Origin of the sequence: Bacillus sp. ATD, assembly GCF_050585765.1 — a bacterium.
In the GTDB taxonomy this organism is placed as follows: Bacteria; Bacillota; Bacilli; order Bacillales; family Bacillaceae; genus Bacillus; species Bacillus stercoris.
This window is the reverse complement of record NZ_JBOBQH010000009.1, coordinates 1-16,301: the sequence shown is the minus strand read 5'-3', so window position 1 is coordinate 16,301 and position 16,301 is coordinate 1. Positions and strand designations below refer to the sequence as shown.

Annotated in this window: 18 protein-coding genes and 1 riboswitch; of the genes, 11 read left to right on the top strand and 7 right to left on the bottom strand. The window is 39.9% G+C overall.

Annotation, left to right across the window (positions count from 1 at the left end; all coding sequences use genetic code 11):
• The first annotated feature begins 47 nt into the window (after window positions 1-47).
• Both spo0E and ACQXR1_RS17760 read left to right on the top strand, forming a co-directional pair.
• Window positions 48-305, top strand: a complete 258-nt coding sequence (spo0E, locus tag ACQXR1_RS17765) for an aspartyl-phosphate phosphatase Spo0E (protein WP_003218598.1) — start codon at window positions 48-50, stop codon at window positions 303-305.
• A gap of 86 nt (window positions 306-391) precedes the next feature.
• Entirely contained in the window at window positions 392-823 is a 432-nt protein-coding gene (locus ACQXR1_RS17760) for a hypothetical protein (RefSeq protein WP_014663748.1), read from the top strand.
• Window positions 824-850: 27 nt separating this feature from the next.
• Here the strand turns inward: ACQXR1_RS17760 and kinD are convergent, their stop codons facing one another.
• Window positions 851-2,371 (bottom strand): sporulation kinase KinD, encoded by a 1,521-nt coding sequence (gene kinD, locus ACQXR1_RS17755; RefSeq protein WP_168780874.1) that lies wholly within the window; start codon window positions 2,369-2,371, stop codon window positions 851-853.
• 192 nt (window positions 2,372-2,563) lie between these two features.
• Here kinD and mhqR point away from each other — a divergent pair, with 192 nt between their 5' ends.
• On the top strand, window positions 2,564-3,001 hold the full coding sequence (mhqR, locus tag ACQXR1_RS17750; RefSeq protein WP_430772595.1) for a MarR family transcriptional regulator MhqR: 438 nt from the start codon (window positions 2,564-2,566) through the stop codon (window positions 2,999-3,001).
• 39 nt (window positions 3,002-3,040) lie between these two features.
• Here mhqR and motB read toward each other — a convergent pair whose 3' ends face one another.
• The 3 genes from motB to clpE all read right to left on the bottom strand — a co-directional run bounded on the left by motB (window position 3,041) and on the right by clpE (window position 7,091).
• Complete coding sequence (gene motB, locus ACQXR1_RS17745; RefSeq protein ID WP_095431430.1) at window positions 3,041-3,826, bottom strand: flagellar motor protein MotB; 786 nt, start codon at window positions 3,824-3,826, stop codon at window positions 3,041-3,043.
• Window positions 3,798-4,610: a flagellar motor stator protein MotA gene (gene motA / locus ACQXR1_RS17740; RefSeq protein WP_014663751.1), complete on the bottom strand. Its 813-nt coding sequence runs from the start codon at window positions 4,608-4,610 to the stop codon at window positions 3,798-3,800. Before motA ends, motB begins: the two co-directional genes overlap by 29 nt.
• Window positions 4,611-4,991: 381 nt before the next feature.
• Window positions 4,992-7,091: an ATP-dependent protease ATP-binding subunit ClpE gene (gene clpE, locus ACQXR1_RS17735; protein ID WP_430772594.1), complete on the bottom strand. Its 2,100-nt coding sequence runs from the start codon at window positions 7,089-7,091 to the stop codon at window positions 4,992-4,994.
• Between the two features lie 364 nt (window positions 7,092-7,455).
• Between clpE and ACQXR1_RS17730 the strand changes: the two genes are divergently transcribed.
• The 5 genes from ACQXR1_RS17730 to queF all read left to right on the top strand — a co-directional run bounded on the left by ACQXR1_RS17730 (window position 7,456) and on the right by queF (window position 11,140).
• Window positions 7,456-8,499, top strand: a complete 1,044-nt coding sequence (locus tag ACQXR1_RS17730; RefSeq protein WP_095431428.1) for a YkvI family membrane protein — start codon at window positions 7,456-7,458, stop codon at window positions 8,497-8,499.
• 128 nt (window positions 8,500-8,627) lie between these two features.
• A riboswitch (PreQ1 riboswitch) is annotated at window positions 8,628-8,672 on the top strand.
• 127 nt (window positions 8,673-8,799) lie between these two features.
• Window positions 8,800-9,459, top strand: coding sequence for a 7-cyano-7-deazaguanine synthase QueC (gene queC / locus ACQXR1_RS17725; RefSeq protein WP_014663754.1), 660 nt, complete (start codon window positions 8,800-8,802; stop codon window positions 9,457-9,459).
• Window positions 9,452-9,901: a 6-carboxytetrahydropterin synthase QueD gene (queD, locus tag ACQXR1_RS17720; RefSeq protein ID WP_014663755.1), complete on the top strand. Its 450-nt coding sequence runs from the start codon at window positions 9,452-9,454 to the stop codon at window positions 9,899-9,901. The genes queC and queD overlap by 8 nt, the downstream gene beginning before the upstream one ends.
• Window positions 9,894-10,625 (top strand): 7-carboxy-7-deazaguanine synthase QueE, encoded by a 732-nt coding sequence (queE, locus tag ACQXR1_RS17715; protein WP_430772593.1) that lies wholly within the window; start codon window positions 9,894-9,896, stop codon window positions 10,623-10,625. Before queD ends, queE begins: the two co-directional genes overlap by 8 nt.
• 17 nt (window positions 10,626-10,642) lie before the next feature.
• Complete coding sequence (gene queF, locus ACQXR1_RS17710; protein WP_003218613.1) at window positions 10,643-11,140, top strand: preQ(1) synthase; 498 nt, start codon at window positions 10,643-10,645, stop codon at window positions 11,138-11,140.
• Window positions 11,141-11,369: 229 nt separating this feature from the next.
• Here the strand turns inward: queF and ACQXR1_RS17705 are convergent, their stop codons facing one another.
• Complete coding sequence (locus ACQXR1_RS17705) at window positions 11,370-11,987, bottom strand: helix-turn-helix domain-containing protein (RefSeq protein ID WP_430772592.1); 618 nt, start codon at window positions 11,985-11,987, stop codon at window positions 11,370-11,372.
• Window positions 11,988-12,039: 52 nt separating this feature from the next.
• On the opposite strand from ACQXR1_RS17705, the gene ACQXR1_RS17700 reads away from it, so the two are divergent.
• Both ACQXR1_RS17700 and ACQXR1_RS17695 read left to right on the top strand, forming a co-directional pair.
• Entirely contained in the window at window positions 12,040-12,732 is a 693-nt protein-coding gene (locus ACQXR1_RS17700; RefSeq protein WP_430772591.1) for a M15 family metallopeptidase, read from the top strand.
• 135 nt (window positions 12,733-12,867) lie between these two features.
• A complete protein-coding gene (locus tag ACQXR1_RS17695; protein WP_041336582.1) occupies window positions 12,868-13,200 on the top strand; it encodes a hypothetical protein in 333 nt (110 codons plus the stop codon).
• A gap of 619 nt (window positions 13,201-13,819) precedes the next feature.
• On the opposite strand, the gene ACQXR1_RS17690 is transcribed toward ACQXR1_RS17695, so the two are convergent.
• Together ACQXR1_RS17690 and ACQXR1_RS17685 are read right to left on the bottom strand one after the other, a co-directional pair.
• Window positions 13,820-14,182: a DUF1433 domain-containing protein gene (locus ACQXR1_RS17690; protein WP_430772590.1), complete on the bottom strand. Its 363-nt coding sequence runs from the start codon at window positions 14,180-14,182 to the stop codon at window positions 13,820-13,822.
• A gap of 175 nt (window positions 14,183-14,357) precedes the next feature.
• Window positions 14,358-14,720, bottom strand: a complete 363-nt coding sequence (locus ACQXR1_RS17685) for a DUF1433 domain-containing protein (protein ID WP_041334455.1) — start codon at window positions 14,718-14,720, stop codon at window positions 14,358-14,360.
• Window positions 14,721-14,770: 50 nt separating this feature from the next.
• On the opposite strand from ACQXR1_RS17685, the gene ACQXR1_RS17680 reads away from it, so the two are divergent.
• Entirely contained in the window at window positions 14,771-16,186 is a 1,416-nt protein-coding gene (locus tag ACQXR1_RS17680; protein ID WP_430772589.1) for a lipase, read from the top strand.
• Window positions 16,187-16,301: the final 115 nt, after the last annotated feature.

Genomic DNA, 16,301 nt, shown 5'->3' with positions numbered 1-16,301 from the left:
CCCAATCAAACTTGTTTCCTATTTCTTAGCGGCGAGGGGTGAAGTGAATGGGCGGTTCTTCTGAACAAGAAAGATTGTTGGTGTCTATTGATGAAAAAAGAAAGTTAATGATAGATGCCGCTAGAAAGCAGGGATTTACAGGGCATGACACGATCAGGCACAGTCAGGAGCTGGATTGTTTAATAAATGAATATCACCAGCTTATGCAAGAAAACGAACATTCCCAAGGGATTCAAGGTCTTGTAAAGAAATTAGGCTTGTGGCCCCGCAGAGATGTTATGCCAGCATATGATGCAAATAAATAGCGGCCTATCAGATGCATATATAAAGAGAGAGAGCTTTTCAGAAGCGCTCTTTTTTTCTGGAAAATTTCATATGAAAGAGGGAACTAATGAAAGAACTGGCGATTCTTATTACTGAAATGGTCAATGAATTTCATGATGCTTTTATTTCTATATGCGGATTATTCGGCATTCACTTAACTGACAAAGAAATGCATTTTTGGGTGATCGGCATTTTTGGCATTCTTTTTTTCGGTTTCACTCATGTTGTGTTTACGTGGCTTTCTAAATGGAGTATAACAGCCTTGTCCTTTATCTATACTGTTACAGTTATCATTGTGATCGTATTTGCGATTGAGATTCAGCAAAAAGTGACGGGGAGAGGGAATATGGAATTTTTAGATGCCACAGAAGGCATAAAGGGTTTTTTAGTATTTTTTATGGTTTTTTGGCTTCTGAAAATGCTGCTGCGTTTCATCAAAATCCTTTTTTCCGGCAGTCCAGCAGGCAAGTCGAATGGAAATGCCCGGTCACGAAGATAAAAAAACCCTCCTGACAAGGTCAGGGGGTTATGAAGCGGACACGGGGAGGGTAATTGTCACCTCTGTGCCTCTTCGCACTTCACTTTCAATATGAATAGAGCCTCCGTACATCAGCACGATCCGTTTACAAACGACAAGGCCGAGACCGGTTCCTTTTTCTTTAGAAGTAACAAAGGGAAGGAAGATGTGATCCAGCATTTCCTGAGAAATCCCTTCACCGTTATCCACAACTTTGATTATGGCTTTTTTATCTAAAGCTCCCAGGGAGATCGTCAGTTTGCCTCCTTCAGACATTGACTCGAGTCCATTTTTTGCCACATTTAAAATCACTTGTTTAATATGGTCTTTTGTACATTTTACGAGTAAGGGCTGCTCGGTTAAATACTGTAATTCGACTTCAACATTGTATAGGTTCCCCTCAGAATAGATGATCGGCATAATTTCTTCGATAATGTCCTGAAGCGAGTTCAGTTCCCATTTTTCAGCTGTCGGCTTGCCGAGAACGAGAAACTCACTGACAATTTGATTGATGCGCTTGATCTCCTGTTCGATAATGGAGAAGTAAAGCTGATCTTCCTCACCTTTATATTTCTTTTGCAACAGCTGAATAAAGCCGCTTATCCCTGTGAGAGGGTTACGGATTTCATGGGCTGTGCTGGCAGCAAGCGTCCCGATCAGCTCTAATTTTTGCGCCTCATTTTCTGAGCGCTCCAGCTGGGTCTGGCGCTTCAGCAAATAATACAGCACGAGAATAAAAAGGATATTCAGCAGCACAATGCTGCATGAAAGCGGAAGCACAAGGCTTTTTGTCAATTCTTCTATGGTGACAGGGTTCGGATATACTTTCATATTCCAGCTGATATCATCCAAATATCCGCTGACAGGTTTCTGATCTTTTACACGGGAGGCCTGTCCGCTCGCAAAAATCATTTTCCCGTCTTGGTTCACGACTTCAATATAAACATCAGGGCTCAGCAAGTTAATGAGATTTTTCAAATAATCAATTTGAATAGCTGCGACAAGATAATCTGTCACATTTTGTTTTGAGTCCAAAACAGGGACACAAATTGTAAAAATGGGCTGGCCTGTAATTCTGCTCGAATAACTATCTGAAATGACTGTCTTTTTTGTTTCCTTTGCTTTTGTAAAAAAAGATCTGTCGGCCAGGTTTACTTTCGTTTTTAATTCGGTTGTGCTTGCGGTGACGTCTCCTTTGGCATTTAGAAAATAGAGGCCGGAAAATCTCGGCTCTGAATCAAAGGTCTTTTCCAAAATCGACTGCATTTTCTTTATATCAACCGGTCTGTCAATGGCGATGGACAAGGAGGTCATTCGTGCCATCGTTTCTCCGATTAAATAATTGATTTTATTGCGGTGAAGGTTTAGCAGGACACTTGCTTCTTGCTTATGTTCTGCAGCTATTGTATCTTTTTCTTTTTCATATACGAAAAAGCTGATGACGATTGCCGGAATCACGACCAGTATGATATAAAGTTTGACTCTCCCGCAGGCGCCTTTTAGTATTTTCAATTTGCATCGCTCCAACATACACCTGATTAGAGGTATTATATCATTGTTTCTTCTTCTTTAATAAGAAAAAATAACCAAAAAAATTAGAAAAAGATGTTGAGCAGCTAACATTTTAAAAAAGAAGAGAAATATTGGAAAGATTTTTATTGACATTTTGGTCTTTGTTTATTAATGTTTCTCTGTAACGGTTTCTAAAAGGATGATTGAGACATGACAGAAAAATCACTGAAGTTATTTATCGTGCTGTCGCGCGCGTATCGGTCTATTAACGATCATATGAATAAGCATATTCATAAGCACGGGCTGAATCCGACTGAATTTGCTGTACTAGAGCTTTTATATCATAAAGGCGATCAGCCGCTGCAGCAGATAGGGGATAAAATTCTATTGGCTAGCGGGAGCATCACATACGTTGTAGATAAGCTGGAGCAAAAAGAACTTCTCATTCGGAAAGCTTCTCCTACAGACAGACGGGTGACATTTGCACAAATTACTGAAAAAGGCATCGGTCTTTTGAACGATATTTTCCCTGATCACGCTGCTGAAATTGATGAAATGATCAGCGTATTAAGCGAAGAAGAGGTAGAGATGTGCACTGAAATGTTAAAAAAAGTAGGGTTAAACGCAAAACAGTTTCACAATAAGTAAAAAAAGGAAGCCTGATATGTCACAGGGCTTCCTTTTTTTCTATTTTTCATTTGTTTCCGCTGCGCCTCTTGGCAGGATGAGAACTTCAACCCGCCGGTTTTTGCTTCGGCCTTCCGCAGTTTTGTTGGAAGCCACCGGTTTGTACTCGCCATAACCCTTGGCACTGAACACTTTTGCATCGAGCTTGGGGTTTTCAATCAAAAGCCCCATAAAGTTTACCGCTCTCATGACGCTTAAATGCCAGTTTGATTGGAATTCAGAATTTTTAATTGGCATATTATCAGTATGTCCGCTGATAATGATATTTCTTGGCGGGTTAATCACAAGAAGATTTGAAATCTCCTTTGCAAGCGGTACATCTTCCTTACGAATGATCGCTTTTCCAGAGTCAAAGAAGATACTGTCTTTAATCGTAATCAGGAGGCCTTCACTAGTCATCTTCGTCTCAAGCTGATGTTCAAGCTTTTTATCTTTGATGAATTTTTCCACCTGGCTCTTCACATTTTTAAGTTCTTCTTGATCAGCTGCTTTTTCTTTTTCTTTCTTGTTTTTTTCTTTCTCTTCTTTTTCCTTTTTCACTTCATCGATGCCGTCTGACTCGTTTTCAGGAGGAGTGACACTGGAGTAGTCTAGTACGCCGGTGCCGCCTGTAAAGACTTCATTAAATGATTTTGAAAGCATTTGAAACTTAGCTGCGTCAATTGAGCTGCTCGCGTACAGCACAATAAACAATGCCAGGAGAAGAGTAAGGATGTCGGCGTAAGGCACGAGCCATGATTCATCAACGTGCTCGTCCTCATGCTTCTTCTTCTTTTTTCTCGCCATTTTGCGCCTCTCCTTGTTCTGCAAATTTCAAGCGGTCCTTCGCAGGAAGATACATTAAAAGCTTTTGTTCGATGACTTTCGGTGCCTGTCCTTCTAAAACGGATAACACACCCTCAATCATGACTTCACGCAGTTTTACTTCTTGTTTTGATTTTCGCTTTAATTTATTTGCGAAGGGATGCCATAACACATACCCTGTGAAGATACCGAGAAGTGTGGCAACAAAGGCAGCACTGATGGCGTGCCCAAGCTCATCTGTGTTATCCATATGAGAGAGGGCGGCAATTAGCCCGATTACAGCGCCGAGTACTCCAAGTGTTGGCGCGTACGTTCCCGCTTGTGTAAAGATAGCGGCTCCGGCTTGGTGCCTGTCCTCCATTGCTTCGACTTCCTCTGTCATGATATCTCTGATAAATTCCGCGCTTTGCCCGTCAACAGCCATGCTGAGCCCGTTTTTCAAGAAAGCATCATCTACATCCTCAATGCTTGCTTCTAAAGCAAGCAGACCTTCGCGGCGTGCAAGCTGGGCCCATTCAGAGAACATAGGAATGAGTTCCTCTATTGTCAGCTGTTTATTTTCCTTAAATAGCACTCGGAACAGCGCAGGCACTTTTTTAATTTCTTTTGTTGGGAACGCAATAACGACTGCTGAGATTGTCCCGGCGATAATAATTAAAATGGCGGCGGGGTTTGCAAGCGCGTTGAAGCTGACGCCTTTCAGAACCATTCCCACACTCAATGCCACAAAAGCAAGAATAATACCGATTAACGAAGTTTTATCCATAGTTTTCACCAAATCCTTTTTTACTAGCTTGTCTATGGTTAATATCGGTTTTGGTGCCCGGAACTTTAGGGACATTGTGAATTTGTTCATGAAATATTCAAGGAAGAGGCATAGAAGGGAGAAATAAACAAAAACGGACTTTTCAAAATTGAAAAGCCCGGGGGTTTAATGAAATTGGCAGTTTGTTTGCAAGCTGTCCTTCAGACTGTATTCATATAATAGTAGAAATACATATTCACTATATATAAACATGTTCCATCCCTCCTTAAAAAAAGTCTAAAAGATGAAAGGAATCAGCGCTTCAGGGGAAGGGACGGTATTTTCTCAGTCAAGAGTATGAATGCATAAAAAAGCGGCTTCCTAAAAGGAAACCGCTAATTGTTATTTCGCTTGCACTTTGATTTTATCATCTTCTAAAATGACGTGAAAACTTGTGATCTCGCTGTTATCAAGCAGCAGATCAGTCATTTCATCCTCAACCCATTCTTGGATGGTTCTTCTAAGCGGACGTGCACCGAATGAAGGGTGGTAGCCAAGCTCAGCGATTTTTTCTTTCGCTTCAGCTGTCACATTCAAGCTGATGCCCCGTTCAGCCAATGTTTCTTCAAGTTCTCCAAGAAGAAGGCTGACGATTTTGACCAGATGTTCTTTATCCAATGAGCGGAACTCAATAATGCTGTCAAAACGGTTGAGGAACTCAGGTTTAAAGTACATGCTCAGTGAATCAATCAATGTTTGTTCTTCGATGACACTGTCATCTGATTGGAAACCGACTTTCGTTTGTTTCTCGCCAGCACCCGCATTGCTTGTCATAATGATCACAGTGTCTTTAAAGCTTACGGTTCTGCCTTGGCTGTCTGTCAGACGGCCATCTTCCATAATTTGCAGGAACATATGCTGAACGTCTGGGTGTGCTTTTTCAATCTCATCCAGCAACACAATGCTGTAAGGATTGCGGCGCACTTTTTCAGTTAATTGTCCAGCTTCCTCATGGCCGACATATCCAGGAGGTGAACCGATAATCTTAGATACGGCGTGTTTTTCCATGTATTCGCTCATATCGAGACGGATAATAGCGTCTTTTGTGCCGAACAATTCATCTGCCAGTGTTTTAGAGAGCTCTGTTTTCCCTACGCCGGTAGGACCGACAAAGAGGAAGGAGCCGACTGGTCTGTTTTTGGATTTTAATCCGGCGCGGCTTCGTCTTACCGCTTTTGCCACTTTTTGAACAGCGGCTTCTTGTCCGATCACGCGTTCATGAAGTTTTGCTTCAAGCTCTTTCATTTTCGTTTGTTCGTCTGCCTGCAGTTTGCCGACAGGAATGCCTGTTTTTTGTTCAACAATTTCCTGAATGTGCTCAGCTTCCACAGTGACAGCGGTTTGAGCGGAGGAGCTGTTCAGTTTTTTCTCCAATGCGATTTCTTCATCACGGAGTTTTGCCGCCAGTTCGTAATTTTCTTCTTCAAGGGCTTTGGTTTTTTCGGCTTCAATTGCAGTTAAGCGTTCAGCCGCATCCTCATCATTCAGTTCATCGATTAACAGGTTGGCTTTTGAACCTGCTTCATCTAATAAATCAATTGCTTTATCCGGCAGGTGTCTGTCCTGAATGTAGCGGGATGATAACGTGACACATGCTTTGATTGCTTCATCACTGAACGTCACGCCATGGTACGCCTCGTATTTGTCTTTAATCCCTTGCAGAATGAGGATAGCTTGTTCAATTGAAGGCTCCTGCACCATGACAGGCTGAAAACGTCTTTCCAGCGCAGCATCTTTTTCGATTTGACGGTATTCTTTCAGTGTTGTCGCCCCAATGACTTGCAGTTCGCCTCTGGCTAGGGCCGGTTTGAGAATATTGCCGGCGTCCATTGATCCTTCTGCAGAGCCTGCGCCGACGAGAAGATGAATTTCATCAATGAAGAGAATGACATTTTTTCGTTCCTTCAGCTCAGTGATCAGCTGTTTCATTCTCTCCTCAAATTGGCCTCTGATCCCTGTATTTGCAACAAGGGATGCAACATCAAGCAAGTATAGCTCTTTGTTTTTCAGTTTGTTTGGAACATCGCCTTCAGCAATTTTTAAAGCGAGTCCTTCAGCGATGGCAGTTTTCCCTACACCCGGCTCCCCAATAAGAACCGGATTGTTTTTGTTGCGGCGGTTTAGAATTTCGATCACTCGCGCCACCTCGTCATCACGGCCGATGACGGGATCAATGAGACCGGCTTTAGCACCGTTTGTAATATTTTGAGCCAGCTCATCAAGCAGCCCTTTTTTTCCGCTTTGTTTTGCTGCGCTCTGTTCTTTCGGCTGGAATGCCTGTTCAAAAGGAAATCCGAACGATTGAGGACCCATACTCATTGAAGGTTTACGGGTCAGTTCGTTATAACAAGTTTCACATAGAACCATCTGTTTATGAACGGAATTTATTTGCATGTTAAGGCGAATCGTCGCCTCGTTTTGATGACAATGTTGACAACGCATTTGCCAAAACCTCCTTAATGATTTGATCTTCTTTGACCAATGAAAGTGAATAAAAAGGTCTATCGAATTTGACCTTCTTTGACTATTAGTATATGGCAAACGTAACGGCATTCAAAACAATATGCTCAAAGCAACTTAACTTTTTGACTATCTTTGACCAATTGTTTTTTAAAAAAGGCCGGTTTGTTTGACCAACTTTGATTAATAGTATACTCTGACCATCTTTGACTTTCAAGTCTTTTGCACAATATTTTTTAATTTGTTACAAAGTAAAACATGTTTTCTTCGTCTTTTCAAGGAACTTGTCTCATAGGTTATAAAAAGGCATCTATGGACAAAACTGCGGTTCGTTCGGAGGGGAGAAATGGAACAATCAAAAGGGTCTGCAGGTCAGCTTGCTTTTGTGTATGTCGGCACAGTAGTCGGAGCTGGATTTGCGACTGGCAGAGAAATTGTTGAGTTTTTTCTGAAGTTCGGCTGGTTCGGTTTATTCGGCATTCTCGTCAGCGGCGGAATGTTTACGTTACTGGGCGCCAAGCTGATGATCATTTCAAAGCGAATCAATGCCAAGTCATATCAAGAAATGAACATCTTTTTGTTCGGGACGACGGCTGGGAGGATTATCAATGTATTTATGCTGTTTGTTCTTCTCGGAGTTACATCTGTTATGCTCTCAGGAGCAGGGGCGCTTTTTGAGGAACAATTGGGGATGTCCGCTCAGATTGGGATGCTTATTACAATCGGTCTGAGCTTAATTGTGATGACCAGAGGAGTAAAAGGCATTTTCGGTGTCAATGTATTTGTTGTTCCCCTTTTAATCATCTTTTCAATGATTGTAGTGGCCGACTCTTTTATATTCAGTGAATCACGAAACGCAGCTCAGTGGGTCTGGCCGCATCGCTGGGATTGGCTGTTATCAGCCTTTTCTTACGGGGCTTTGAATTTATCGCTGGCCCAAGCGGTTTTGGTTCCGCTGGCGAATGAAATGTCCTCGGAGAAAGTGATCAAAAAAGGCGCTTTAATCGGAGGCACGATGCTGACGATTGTGCTGTCCGCGAGTTTTCTGTCTTTGTCGACTCTTCCGGATGTATTTTTGTATGATATACCGATGGCGCAAGTGGTTTATCTTTTTGCAAGATCTGTCCATTTGATTTATTTACTCATTATTTTCGGAGAAGTGTTCACATCAGTTATCGGTAATTTATATGGATTAGAAAAACAAGTGCAGAGTTTTCTTCCAATAAAAAGCAAATATATCTTTGCAGCCATTATGATCACGGCCTATATCACGAGCCAAATAGGGTACGGCAAGCTCATTTCAACGATTTATCCCATGTTTGGCTATGTAAGCCTGGCCTTCATAGGCGCCTTGATTTGTAAAAAGGCTCCTCGGCGGCGCAGTTTATAACTATATAATGAAGCGAACCGGCACAATAGATCTTGAAGCGAGCGGGGACTGACTTTTTTATTGTCAAGAAAAACAACATTATGGTAAGATAGCAGAAGTGAAAAAATTGAAGAAAATCCGTGCGGTATGCGGGAGAGGTTCTAGCTACACCCTCTATAAAAAACTAAGGACGAGCTGTATCCTTGGATACGGCCTTTTTTATGTTTTTCTAGAGCACCTTCCGAAAAGGTGTTTTTTTGCGTAAATCAGCTGTAGCGATGTCTCTCGCCGATGTGTTTATTGCGGAGAAGGAGAGGAATCATGAAAAAAGAAAAAGCAATTGTCGTATTTAGCGGCGGTCAAGACAGCACCACATGCTTACTGTGGGCTTTAAAAGAATTCGAAGAAGTCGAAACGGTGACTTTTCATTATAATCAGCGGCATTCGCAGGAAATTGAAGTGGCAAAATCCATTGCGGAAAAGCTTGGTGTGAAAAATCATTTGCTTGATATGTCACTTTTAAATCAGCTTGCACCGAATGCCCTGACTAGAAATGATATTGAGATAGAAGCAAAAGACGGCGAACTGCCATCCACATTCGTTCCAGGCCGCAATTTGGTATTCTTATCCTTTGCGTCTATCCTGGCATACCAAATTGGCGCGCGCCACATTATTACAGGAGTTTGCGAGACAGACTTCAGCGGTTATCCTGACTGTCGTGACGAATTCGTGAAATCTTGCAATGTAACGGTAAATCTGGCGATGGAGAAGCCGTTTGTGATCCACACGCCTCTCATGTGGCTCAATAAGGCGGAAACATGGAAGCTTGCAGATGAGCTTGGCGCGCTGGATTTTGTGAAAAACAACACGCTGACGTGCTATAACGGCATCATCGCAGACGGCTGCGGCGAATGTCCGGCATGCCATCTTCGTTCAAGAGGTTATGAAGAATATATGGTGATGAAAGGAGAGCGTGCATAAATTGTTATCTCAAATTTATCCGCAGGTCCAGCATCCTTATTCGTTTGAACTGAATAAGGACATGCACATCTCAGCCGCTCATTTTATCCCTCGGGAAAGTGCGGGAGCGTGCAGCAGGATTCACGGGCATACGTATACCGTAAATATAACCGTTGCCGGCGACGAACTTGACGACTCCGGCTTCCTTGTCAATTTCAGCGTGCTCAAAAAACTGGTGCATGGAAACTATGATCATACGCTATTAAATGATCATGAAGATTTTTCTCAGGACGACCGATATTCGCTGCCGACAACTGAAGTCGTGGCGAAAACGATTTATGACAACGTACAGGCTTATTTAGACACTTTGGAGAATAAGCCGGCCTGTGTACAGGTGTTTGTCCGTGAAACACCGACAAGCTACTGTGTCTACCGTCCGAAAAAGGGTGGTTTGAATGGCTAAAGGAATTCCTGTATTAGAAATTTTCGGACCGACGATTCAAGGAGAAGGCATGGTGATCGGACAGAAAACGATGTTCGTCCGAACAGCCGGCTGTGATTATTCCTGCAGCTGGTGTGACTCCGCCTTCACTTGGGACGGGTCTGCTAAAAAAGATATTCGCTGGATGACGGCAGGGGAGATTTTTGCAGAGCTTAAGGACATTGGGGGAGACGCGTTTTCCCACGTGACGATCTCAGGAGGCAACCCGGCCCTGTTAAAACAGCTGGATGCTTTTATTGAACTGCTGAAGGAAAATAACATCCGTACAGCGCTTGAAACTCAAGGGACCGTTTATCAGGATTGGTTTACGCTGATTGATGATTTGACAATTTCTCCAAAACCGCCAAGCTCAAAAATGGTGACGAACTTTCAAAAGCTTGACCACATTTTAACTTCACTTCAAGAGAATGATAGACAGCATGCTGTCAGCTTGAAGGTTGTCATCTTTAATGATGAAGATTTGAAATTTGCCAAAACGGTGCACAAGCGGTACCCCGGGATTCCGTTTTATTTACAAGTCGGCAATGATGACGTGCATACGACAGATGACCAGTCACTGATTGCACATTTACTTGGAAAATATGAAGCGCTTGTTGATAAGGTAGCTGTCGATGCGGAGCTGAATCTCGTCAGAGTGCTCCCGCAGCTGCACACCCTGTTATGGGGCAACAAACGCGGCGTATAATAGAAAGGAAGATGAACATGACGACAAGAAAAGAATCAGAATTAGAAGGTGTAACACTGCTAGGCAACCAAGGCACAAATTATTTGTTCGAATATGCGCCGGACGTGCTGGAATCCTTCCCGAATAAACACGTAAACCGTGATTACTTTGTAAAATTCAATTGCCCTGAATTCACATCTTTATGTCCAAAAACAGGACAGCCTGACTTTGCAACAATCTACATCAGCTACATTCCTGATGAAAAAATGGTTGAAAGCAAATCATTAAAGCTGTACTTGTTCAGTTTCAGAAATCATGGTGATTTCCACGAAGACTGCATGAACATCATCATGAATGACTTGATTGAATTAATGGACCCGCGCTACATCGAAGTATGGGGCAAATTCACGCCAAGAGGCGGAATTTCCATTGATCCGTACACCAACTACGGAAAACCTGGCACGAAGTATGAAAAAATGGCCGAATACCGTATGATGAACCATGATTTGTATCCGGAGACGATTGATAATCGTTAATTATTCCGTTGTGTGAAACGGAGTGGAGACACGGTAAAAGTGAGAAAAGTCACACCTGAAAATGGCTCTATCCATGGGAACTGCATCAAAAAGTGTGACCTGAGGTACAACCTGAACTGTGACTTTTATGCAGTGAAAAATTGATAGTGCAGAAGCAGATAAAGGCGTACGATTTAGTACGTCTTTTCTATTTTATCCACAAAAAAATGCCCTGCAAAGGACATCATTTTTAATCTAGACTTTTAATTGGTTTAATTATTTTAGGTTTACCAAATGCAGTTTTTTCTTTATTAATACGATTTGTTTCCTCAATGACTGTATTTAAAACTTTTAGCATTCCCTGTTCATCTAATCTTGGTAAATCACTGTTGAACAATTTTGATGTAAAATTGAATAGTTGTTTATTGAGTATCATTTCAACGGTAAGTTTATTTAATCCACTAACAATTTCAAATCCCTTACCTGATGGTTCATAAACAATATTTTCGAGTACTTCTGCAACTTCTCCCACATATTCATTAGACTTTTCTTTGATTAAATCAAATCCATTGTTAGAAATTCTACTCCTATTCCTGCTTACAACATCATTATCTAAATATTTAAGCCCTCTTTCAATGTATCTTGGATCGTTGTAAAGTTGTTTTTGTCTTTCTTTTTGAGCTTCAGCCTCTGCATGCTCCCATTTTTCAGGAGACCAATACCCGAAATGATCAAGGTAATCTTCAATTCGCTCTTCTTCAATTCCTAACTTTTGAAAAATCTTATACAAAGTATCGTAATCAGGCTTTTTATTCCTGTTGTTTTCAATTTGGCTAATGTATGCGTCTGATTTGCCAACTTCGCTCAAAAGACAGTATTGAAACAACATAATCTTACTAAATAAAACGGAGGAACCTAATATGACAATGTATTATTACTCAAGAAATATGGACAATATCAACAAACTTGCGGATAACACAAAAGCAGCTGCTAAGAAACTATTGGCTTACGCAGAGAAAAACAAAATTGGCGTGCTTATCTATGGAACGATTCGTACTGAAGCACAACAACGCCAGAATGTTAATAAAGGTGTTTCACAGACAATGAAATCATATCACCTTGTAGGTCAGGCTTTGGACTTTGTACCAACTGGTGGCTATTCTAAATCTGATACTAAATGGAATGGCTACAGTGCTGCAGATATCAAAAAATTTATTGCTTATGCCAAGTCAATTGGATTTGAATGGGGAGGAGACTGGAAAGGTTTTGTCGATCAGCCACATCTTCAATTTAACTATAAAGGCTATGGTACAGACACCTTAGGAAAGAAAATATCTTCTGCACCAGTTAAAGCCTCTAAACCTTCAAAATCCACAAATTCAGGCATTAAATCAGTCGGTAACATCAAAATTGTAGGTGTTAAAAATGCCGCCATTATTATGGACAAACCTGACCGTATTAAAGCTAAAAATGTTGGTACAATTGGGCTGGTAAGACAATTGATATCGCTGGGTCTGTTAGAGGCTCCAATAACTCTAAAGGATACTGGGAGATCATTCATAACGGTAAACGCCGATATGTGTCTGGTCAGTACAGCAAAATGGTTTAAGTAAATAAATAGTTCCCTTGAATATTTTCGAGGTAATTCTTTTATTTATTTGAAAAGGAATAAACGTTAAGAAATATGAAACTATTGTTTTAGTTATCCCGTATATTAATGATACTTATAGAAGGGGAGGACAAATAAAATGAAAAAACATGAAGAAGAGGAATTGAAATCTCGTATTTTAGGTGATAGGGACATGTTTGCTTATTATTTGAAAGAGGTTTTAGAGAATGAATTGATTGAAAATGCCGCAGCTTTAGGCATTGCTCGTTTGATTATTGATAAGGGAGCAGAAGAATTAACTGATAAACAATGGTATACATTTTTAAGACATGGTGTTGGAGACATTAATTATGTTCCACATTGCCGTAGAGATTATGAGCGTATCCCTTGGGAAGAAATGCTCGCAGCTGTCCACATTGAAGAAGATGAACTATGCAGCTACTGTAGACATAAAGAAGAAAAAGGGGAATAAAAGATGGTAATCTCAAAGTTTGATCCTCCTGTTGGAATGTAAATTGATCGAGAAGTTCACGTTTGTTTAAATTTTGAATTGAATTAAGAGAAAAGTAAGAAAGGTATGAACTTCACAGTGAAATTACTAATGAGTTTTGTGTTCGGATTTTTAGGGGCATTATTAATGGGAAACGTGAGAGAAAATTTTTCTTTCAATGTGACATTAATTGTTTTAGTTGTTGTTATTATAGTTGCATTTATTCTTGAAAAAGTGTGGAAAAGGTATAAAGTCAAGAGAGGAGAAAATTAATTTATTCTTTCTCTTTTTTATTTAGTTTTATTTTGGTCTTTAGGTTTAGTGAATTTTGTGGAATATCCAGCGACTAATAAAAAGATAATGGCAAGAACATACGCTAAAATACCTTGATGAAATACGAAGATAGAAATTAAATTTGATGCTATAGCAAGGATAATGAAAATAATTGTATATATGTTTAATCGCAATAGGGAGACCTCCCTTGGTTTCTTTTGAAGAATTTTATCATTTGTAAAGAAAGTTAAAGTACCCAAATGGTGAACTAACAACAATACAGGATTAAATAAAGCTCTATCCTTAACTGGATAGAGCTTTATTTTACTTAATACTCACATAATTTATCTTCGCATTCAGGTTTTCGGGTAGCAACTACTTTAAATACTCCAACTTCATCATTTGCCTTATCGTATATTCCCAAAATTTTTTTGTCTTTGTTTCCGTTTAAATAGCCATTAATTGAAATACCACCCATTGGATTTATTTCATAATCATTGGTGTATTCAATTGAATGGATATCTTTATAGTTTGTTTCAATAAAGTCAGTCATTCTTTTTTTAGCCAAGGTATACAATTCTTCTTTTTTTGCTTCTTGAGCTTCCATTTTTTTGTCGTGTTGTTCCTTCATGAAAAGTCCTGCAAGTGTTATAAGAGCCAGAGTAGTAAGTATAATTATGGCTTTCTTCATTAAATCATCCTTTTGGCCGTGAAATAAGAGTGGATTCATATATTTTGTTTAACATTAAATTAACTGTGGAGAGAATCTTTCTTTCAATTGTTTTGATTCTTGTTGCATTTATTCTGGATGAGGTAAGGGGAAGGCGTAAAAAAGACCCCTCGACATTAAGGGAAGAGTTGTATACTTAATACTCACATACTTTATCTTCGCACTCAGGCTTCTCGGTTGCATCCACAGTAAATGATCCTATTTCGTCATTAGTTTTGTCGTAAATTCCCCATATTTCTTTTTTCTTATTTCCATTGAGATAACCATTGATTTCAATGCCGCCCATTGGGTTTACCTCATAATCATCAGTGTAATCAATTCGTTCAATATCTTTATAGTTTGTTTTAATAAAGTCAGTCATTCTTTTTTTAGCCACGGTATACAATTCTTCTTTTTTTGCTTCTTGGGCTTCCATTTTTTTGTCGTGTTGTTCCTTCATAAATATCCCTCCAAGTGTTATAATAACCAGAGCTATAAGGATAATTATGTATTTTTTCATAAAACCATCCTTTCTGTCTTATATTTTACATGAGGGTAGGGGTATTGTACATGAATATAAAGACCGACATACCTAATTTATCAGATAAAGACTATTTTTATCTCAGTCAAAATACATACAGTGAAAAGAAAATGAAAAAAGCCTATGAAAATAAGACTCCCATAGTAAATAAATCAAAAAAGGCTTTTTACGTGGATAAAATCAAAAAAGATCCAGACACAGGCCTAGATGTTTACGTATTTGTCCAAGCCAAGAAAAAAGAAGGTAAATGGGTAAAACCAAAAGAACCAGAAAATGTCGTTGTAGGTTTTCAAGGAACAAATCAGGAACAAATTAAAGCTGATGTTATAAGTGCAGATGGCGGCAACGTGGTAATGGGTAAAGACCCGAAAAAGAAAGTCCAATACATAATGAAAAAAGATGCGTCTGAAAACTCTAAAGCTATTGCCAAGTATAACGGCAGTATGGAACAAGCAATGTTGATTAAGAGCGGAGAATACAAAATTGTCACTAAGACATCTCAATTTGATCAAGGAGATAAGCTCGTTGCCAATGAAGTGAAAAAGTATGCTGGCGCTAACACAGTGATTTCGACCACAGGTCACTCACTTGGGGGAGCAGATGCAGAATATGCAGGTGTAAACAACAACGTTTACAGTGTGGCTTTTAATAACCCTTCTATTGTTAAGCTGCATGATGAAGAAACACAGAAGAAAATCAGAAATGGCGAATTTGACCTGTATCACAAAGCAATCATTAATCCTGATGATATGGTGGGTTCAGGTTGGTTTTTAGAATACGACAGACACAACGGAACAACGATATACACGAAAAATCCTAGCATTGCCCGCCAAGATAGAGCAAACCGGCTTAATACATCTTTAGGTATTCCAGGTGTTCTAGGGAGTCTTATTACTTCCTTCTATGGCCAAGCATTTGCAAAAAATCCTGATACTCATAGTTTAAACGATTCGAACTTTACATTTGATAAGAATGGTAATATCCAAAGTGTTGATGGCAGCAAAGGTGTTTATAACCAGAATATCGAATCATTCTCATCTTATTCGGGTATGAATGGGCAAACCATTAAAGTGGATGCAAAGTATGCAAAAGAATTAGCTAAACGATTACAGGCAGCTATCGAAGACTTAAAAACAAAGAAACAAACTATTGAACGGTTCCCTCATGATCACAGCAAAATGGTTTACGACGTAAAATCTATTTGTGGGAAGAGATTAGGAGAGTTCAAGGATCTAGATCCAAGTGATGTTGATAAAGCTGTATTGTTTCACGCACCTTATGTGAAAGATGGGGCAGCATTTTATGACTCAGAAGAACAGTATCAAACTGAGGCTTCTCTTCATTATTTGATTAGAGATTTAGAGGATATTAGTGAGTTTATTGTTAAAATGGCTGAGGATTTAAAAGATAAGGATAATGAATTAGCAAGCTGGTTACGGTTATAAGGGGGGATTTGAATTGCCATATGGAGTTAACATGGATGCAGATGAATTTTACAGACGGTTACAACAGAATGAAGAATTAAAAAAAATTGTGGGTTCAACTTTAAAAACCCATTGC

What these genes read in the sequence shown, in the direction of transcription:
- queC (WP_014663754.1), top strand. Translation starts at nt 8,800, where the DNA reads ATGAAAAAAGAAAAAGCAATTGTCGTATTTAGCGGCGGTCAAGACAGC.
- queF (WP_003218613.1), top strand. Translation starts at nt 10,643, where the DNA reads ATGACGACAAGAAAAGAATCAGAATTAGAAGGTGTAACACTGCTAGGC.
- queE (WP_430772593.1), top strand. Translation starts at nt 9,894, where the DNA reads ATGGCTAAAGGAATTCCTGTATTAGAAATTTTCGGACCGACGATTCAA.
- ACQXR1_RS17695 (WP_041336582.1), top strand. Translation starts at nt 12,868, where the DNA reads ATGAAAAAACATGAAGAAGAGGAATTGAAATCTCGTATTTTAGGTGAT.
- motB (WP_095431430.1), bottom strand. Translation starts at nt 3,826, where the DNA reads ATGGCGAGAAAAAAGAAGAAGAAGCATGAGGACGAGCACGTTGATGAA.
- clpE (WP_430772594.1), bottom strand. Translation starts at nt 7,091, where the DNA reads ATGCGTTGTCAACATTGTCATCAAAACGAGGCGACGATTCGCCTTAAC.
- ACQXR1_RS17730 (WP_095431428.1), top strand. Translation starts at nt 7,456, where the DNA reads ATGGAACAATCAAAAGGGTCTGCAGGTCAGCTTGCTTTTGTGTATGTC.
- spo0E (WP_003218598.1), top strand. Translation starts at nt 48, where the DNA reads ATGGGCGGTTCTTCTGAACAAGAAAGATTGTTGGTGTCTATTGATGAA.
- ACQXR1_RS17690 (WP_430772590.1), bottom strand. Translation starts at nt 14,182, where the DNA reads ATGAAGAAAGCCATAATTATACTTACTACTCTGGCTCTTATAACACTT.
- motA (WP_014663751.1), bottom strand. Translation starts at nt 4,610, where the DNA reads ATGGATAAAACTTCGTTAATCGGTATTATTCTTGCTTTTGTGGCATTG.
- ACQXR1_RS17700 (WP_430772591.1), top strand. Translation starts at nt 12,040, where the DNA reads ATGACAATGTATTATTACTCAAGAAATATGGACAATATCAACAAACTT.
- ACQXR1_RS17760 (WP_014663748.1), top strand. Translation starts at nt 392, where the DNA reads ATGAAAGAACTGGCGATTCTTATTACTGAAATGGTCAATGAATTTCAT.
- ACQXR1_RS17685 (WP_041334455.1), bottom strand. Translation starts at nt 14,720, where the DNA reads ATGAAAAAATACATAATTATCCTTATAGCTCTGGTTATTATAACACTT.
- mhqR (WP_430772595.1), top strand. Translation starts at nt 2,564, where the DNA reads ATGACAGAAAAATCACTGAAGTTATTTATCGTGCTGTCGCGCGCGTAT.
- ACQXR1_RS17680 (WP_430772589.1), top strand. Translation starts at nt 14,771, where the DNA reads ATGAATATAAAGACCGACATACCTAATTTATCAGATAAAGACTATTTT.
- kinD (WP_168780874.1), bottom strand. Translation starts at nt 2,371, where the DNA reads ATGTTGGAGCGATGCAAATTGAAAATACTAAAAGGCGCCTGCGGGAGA.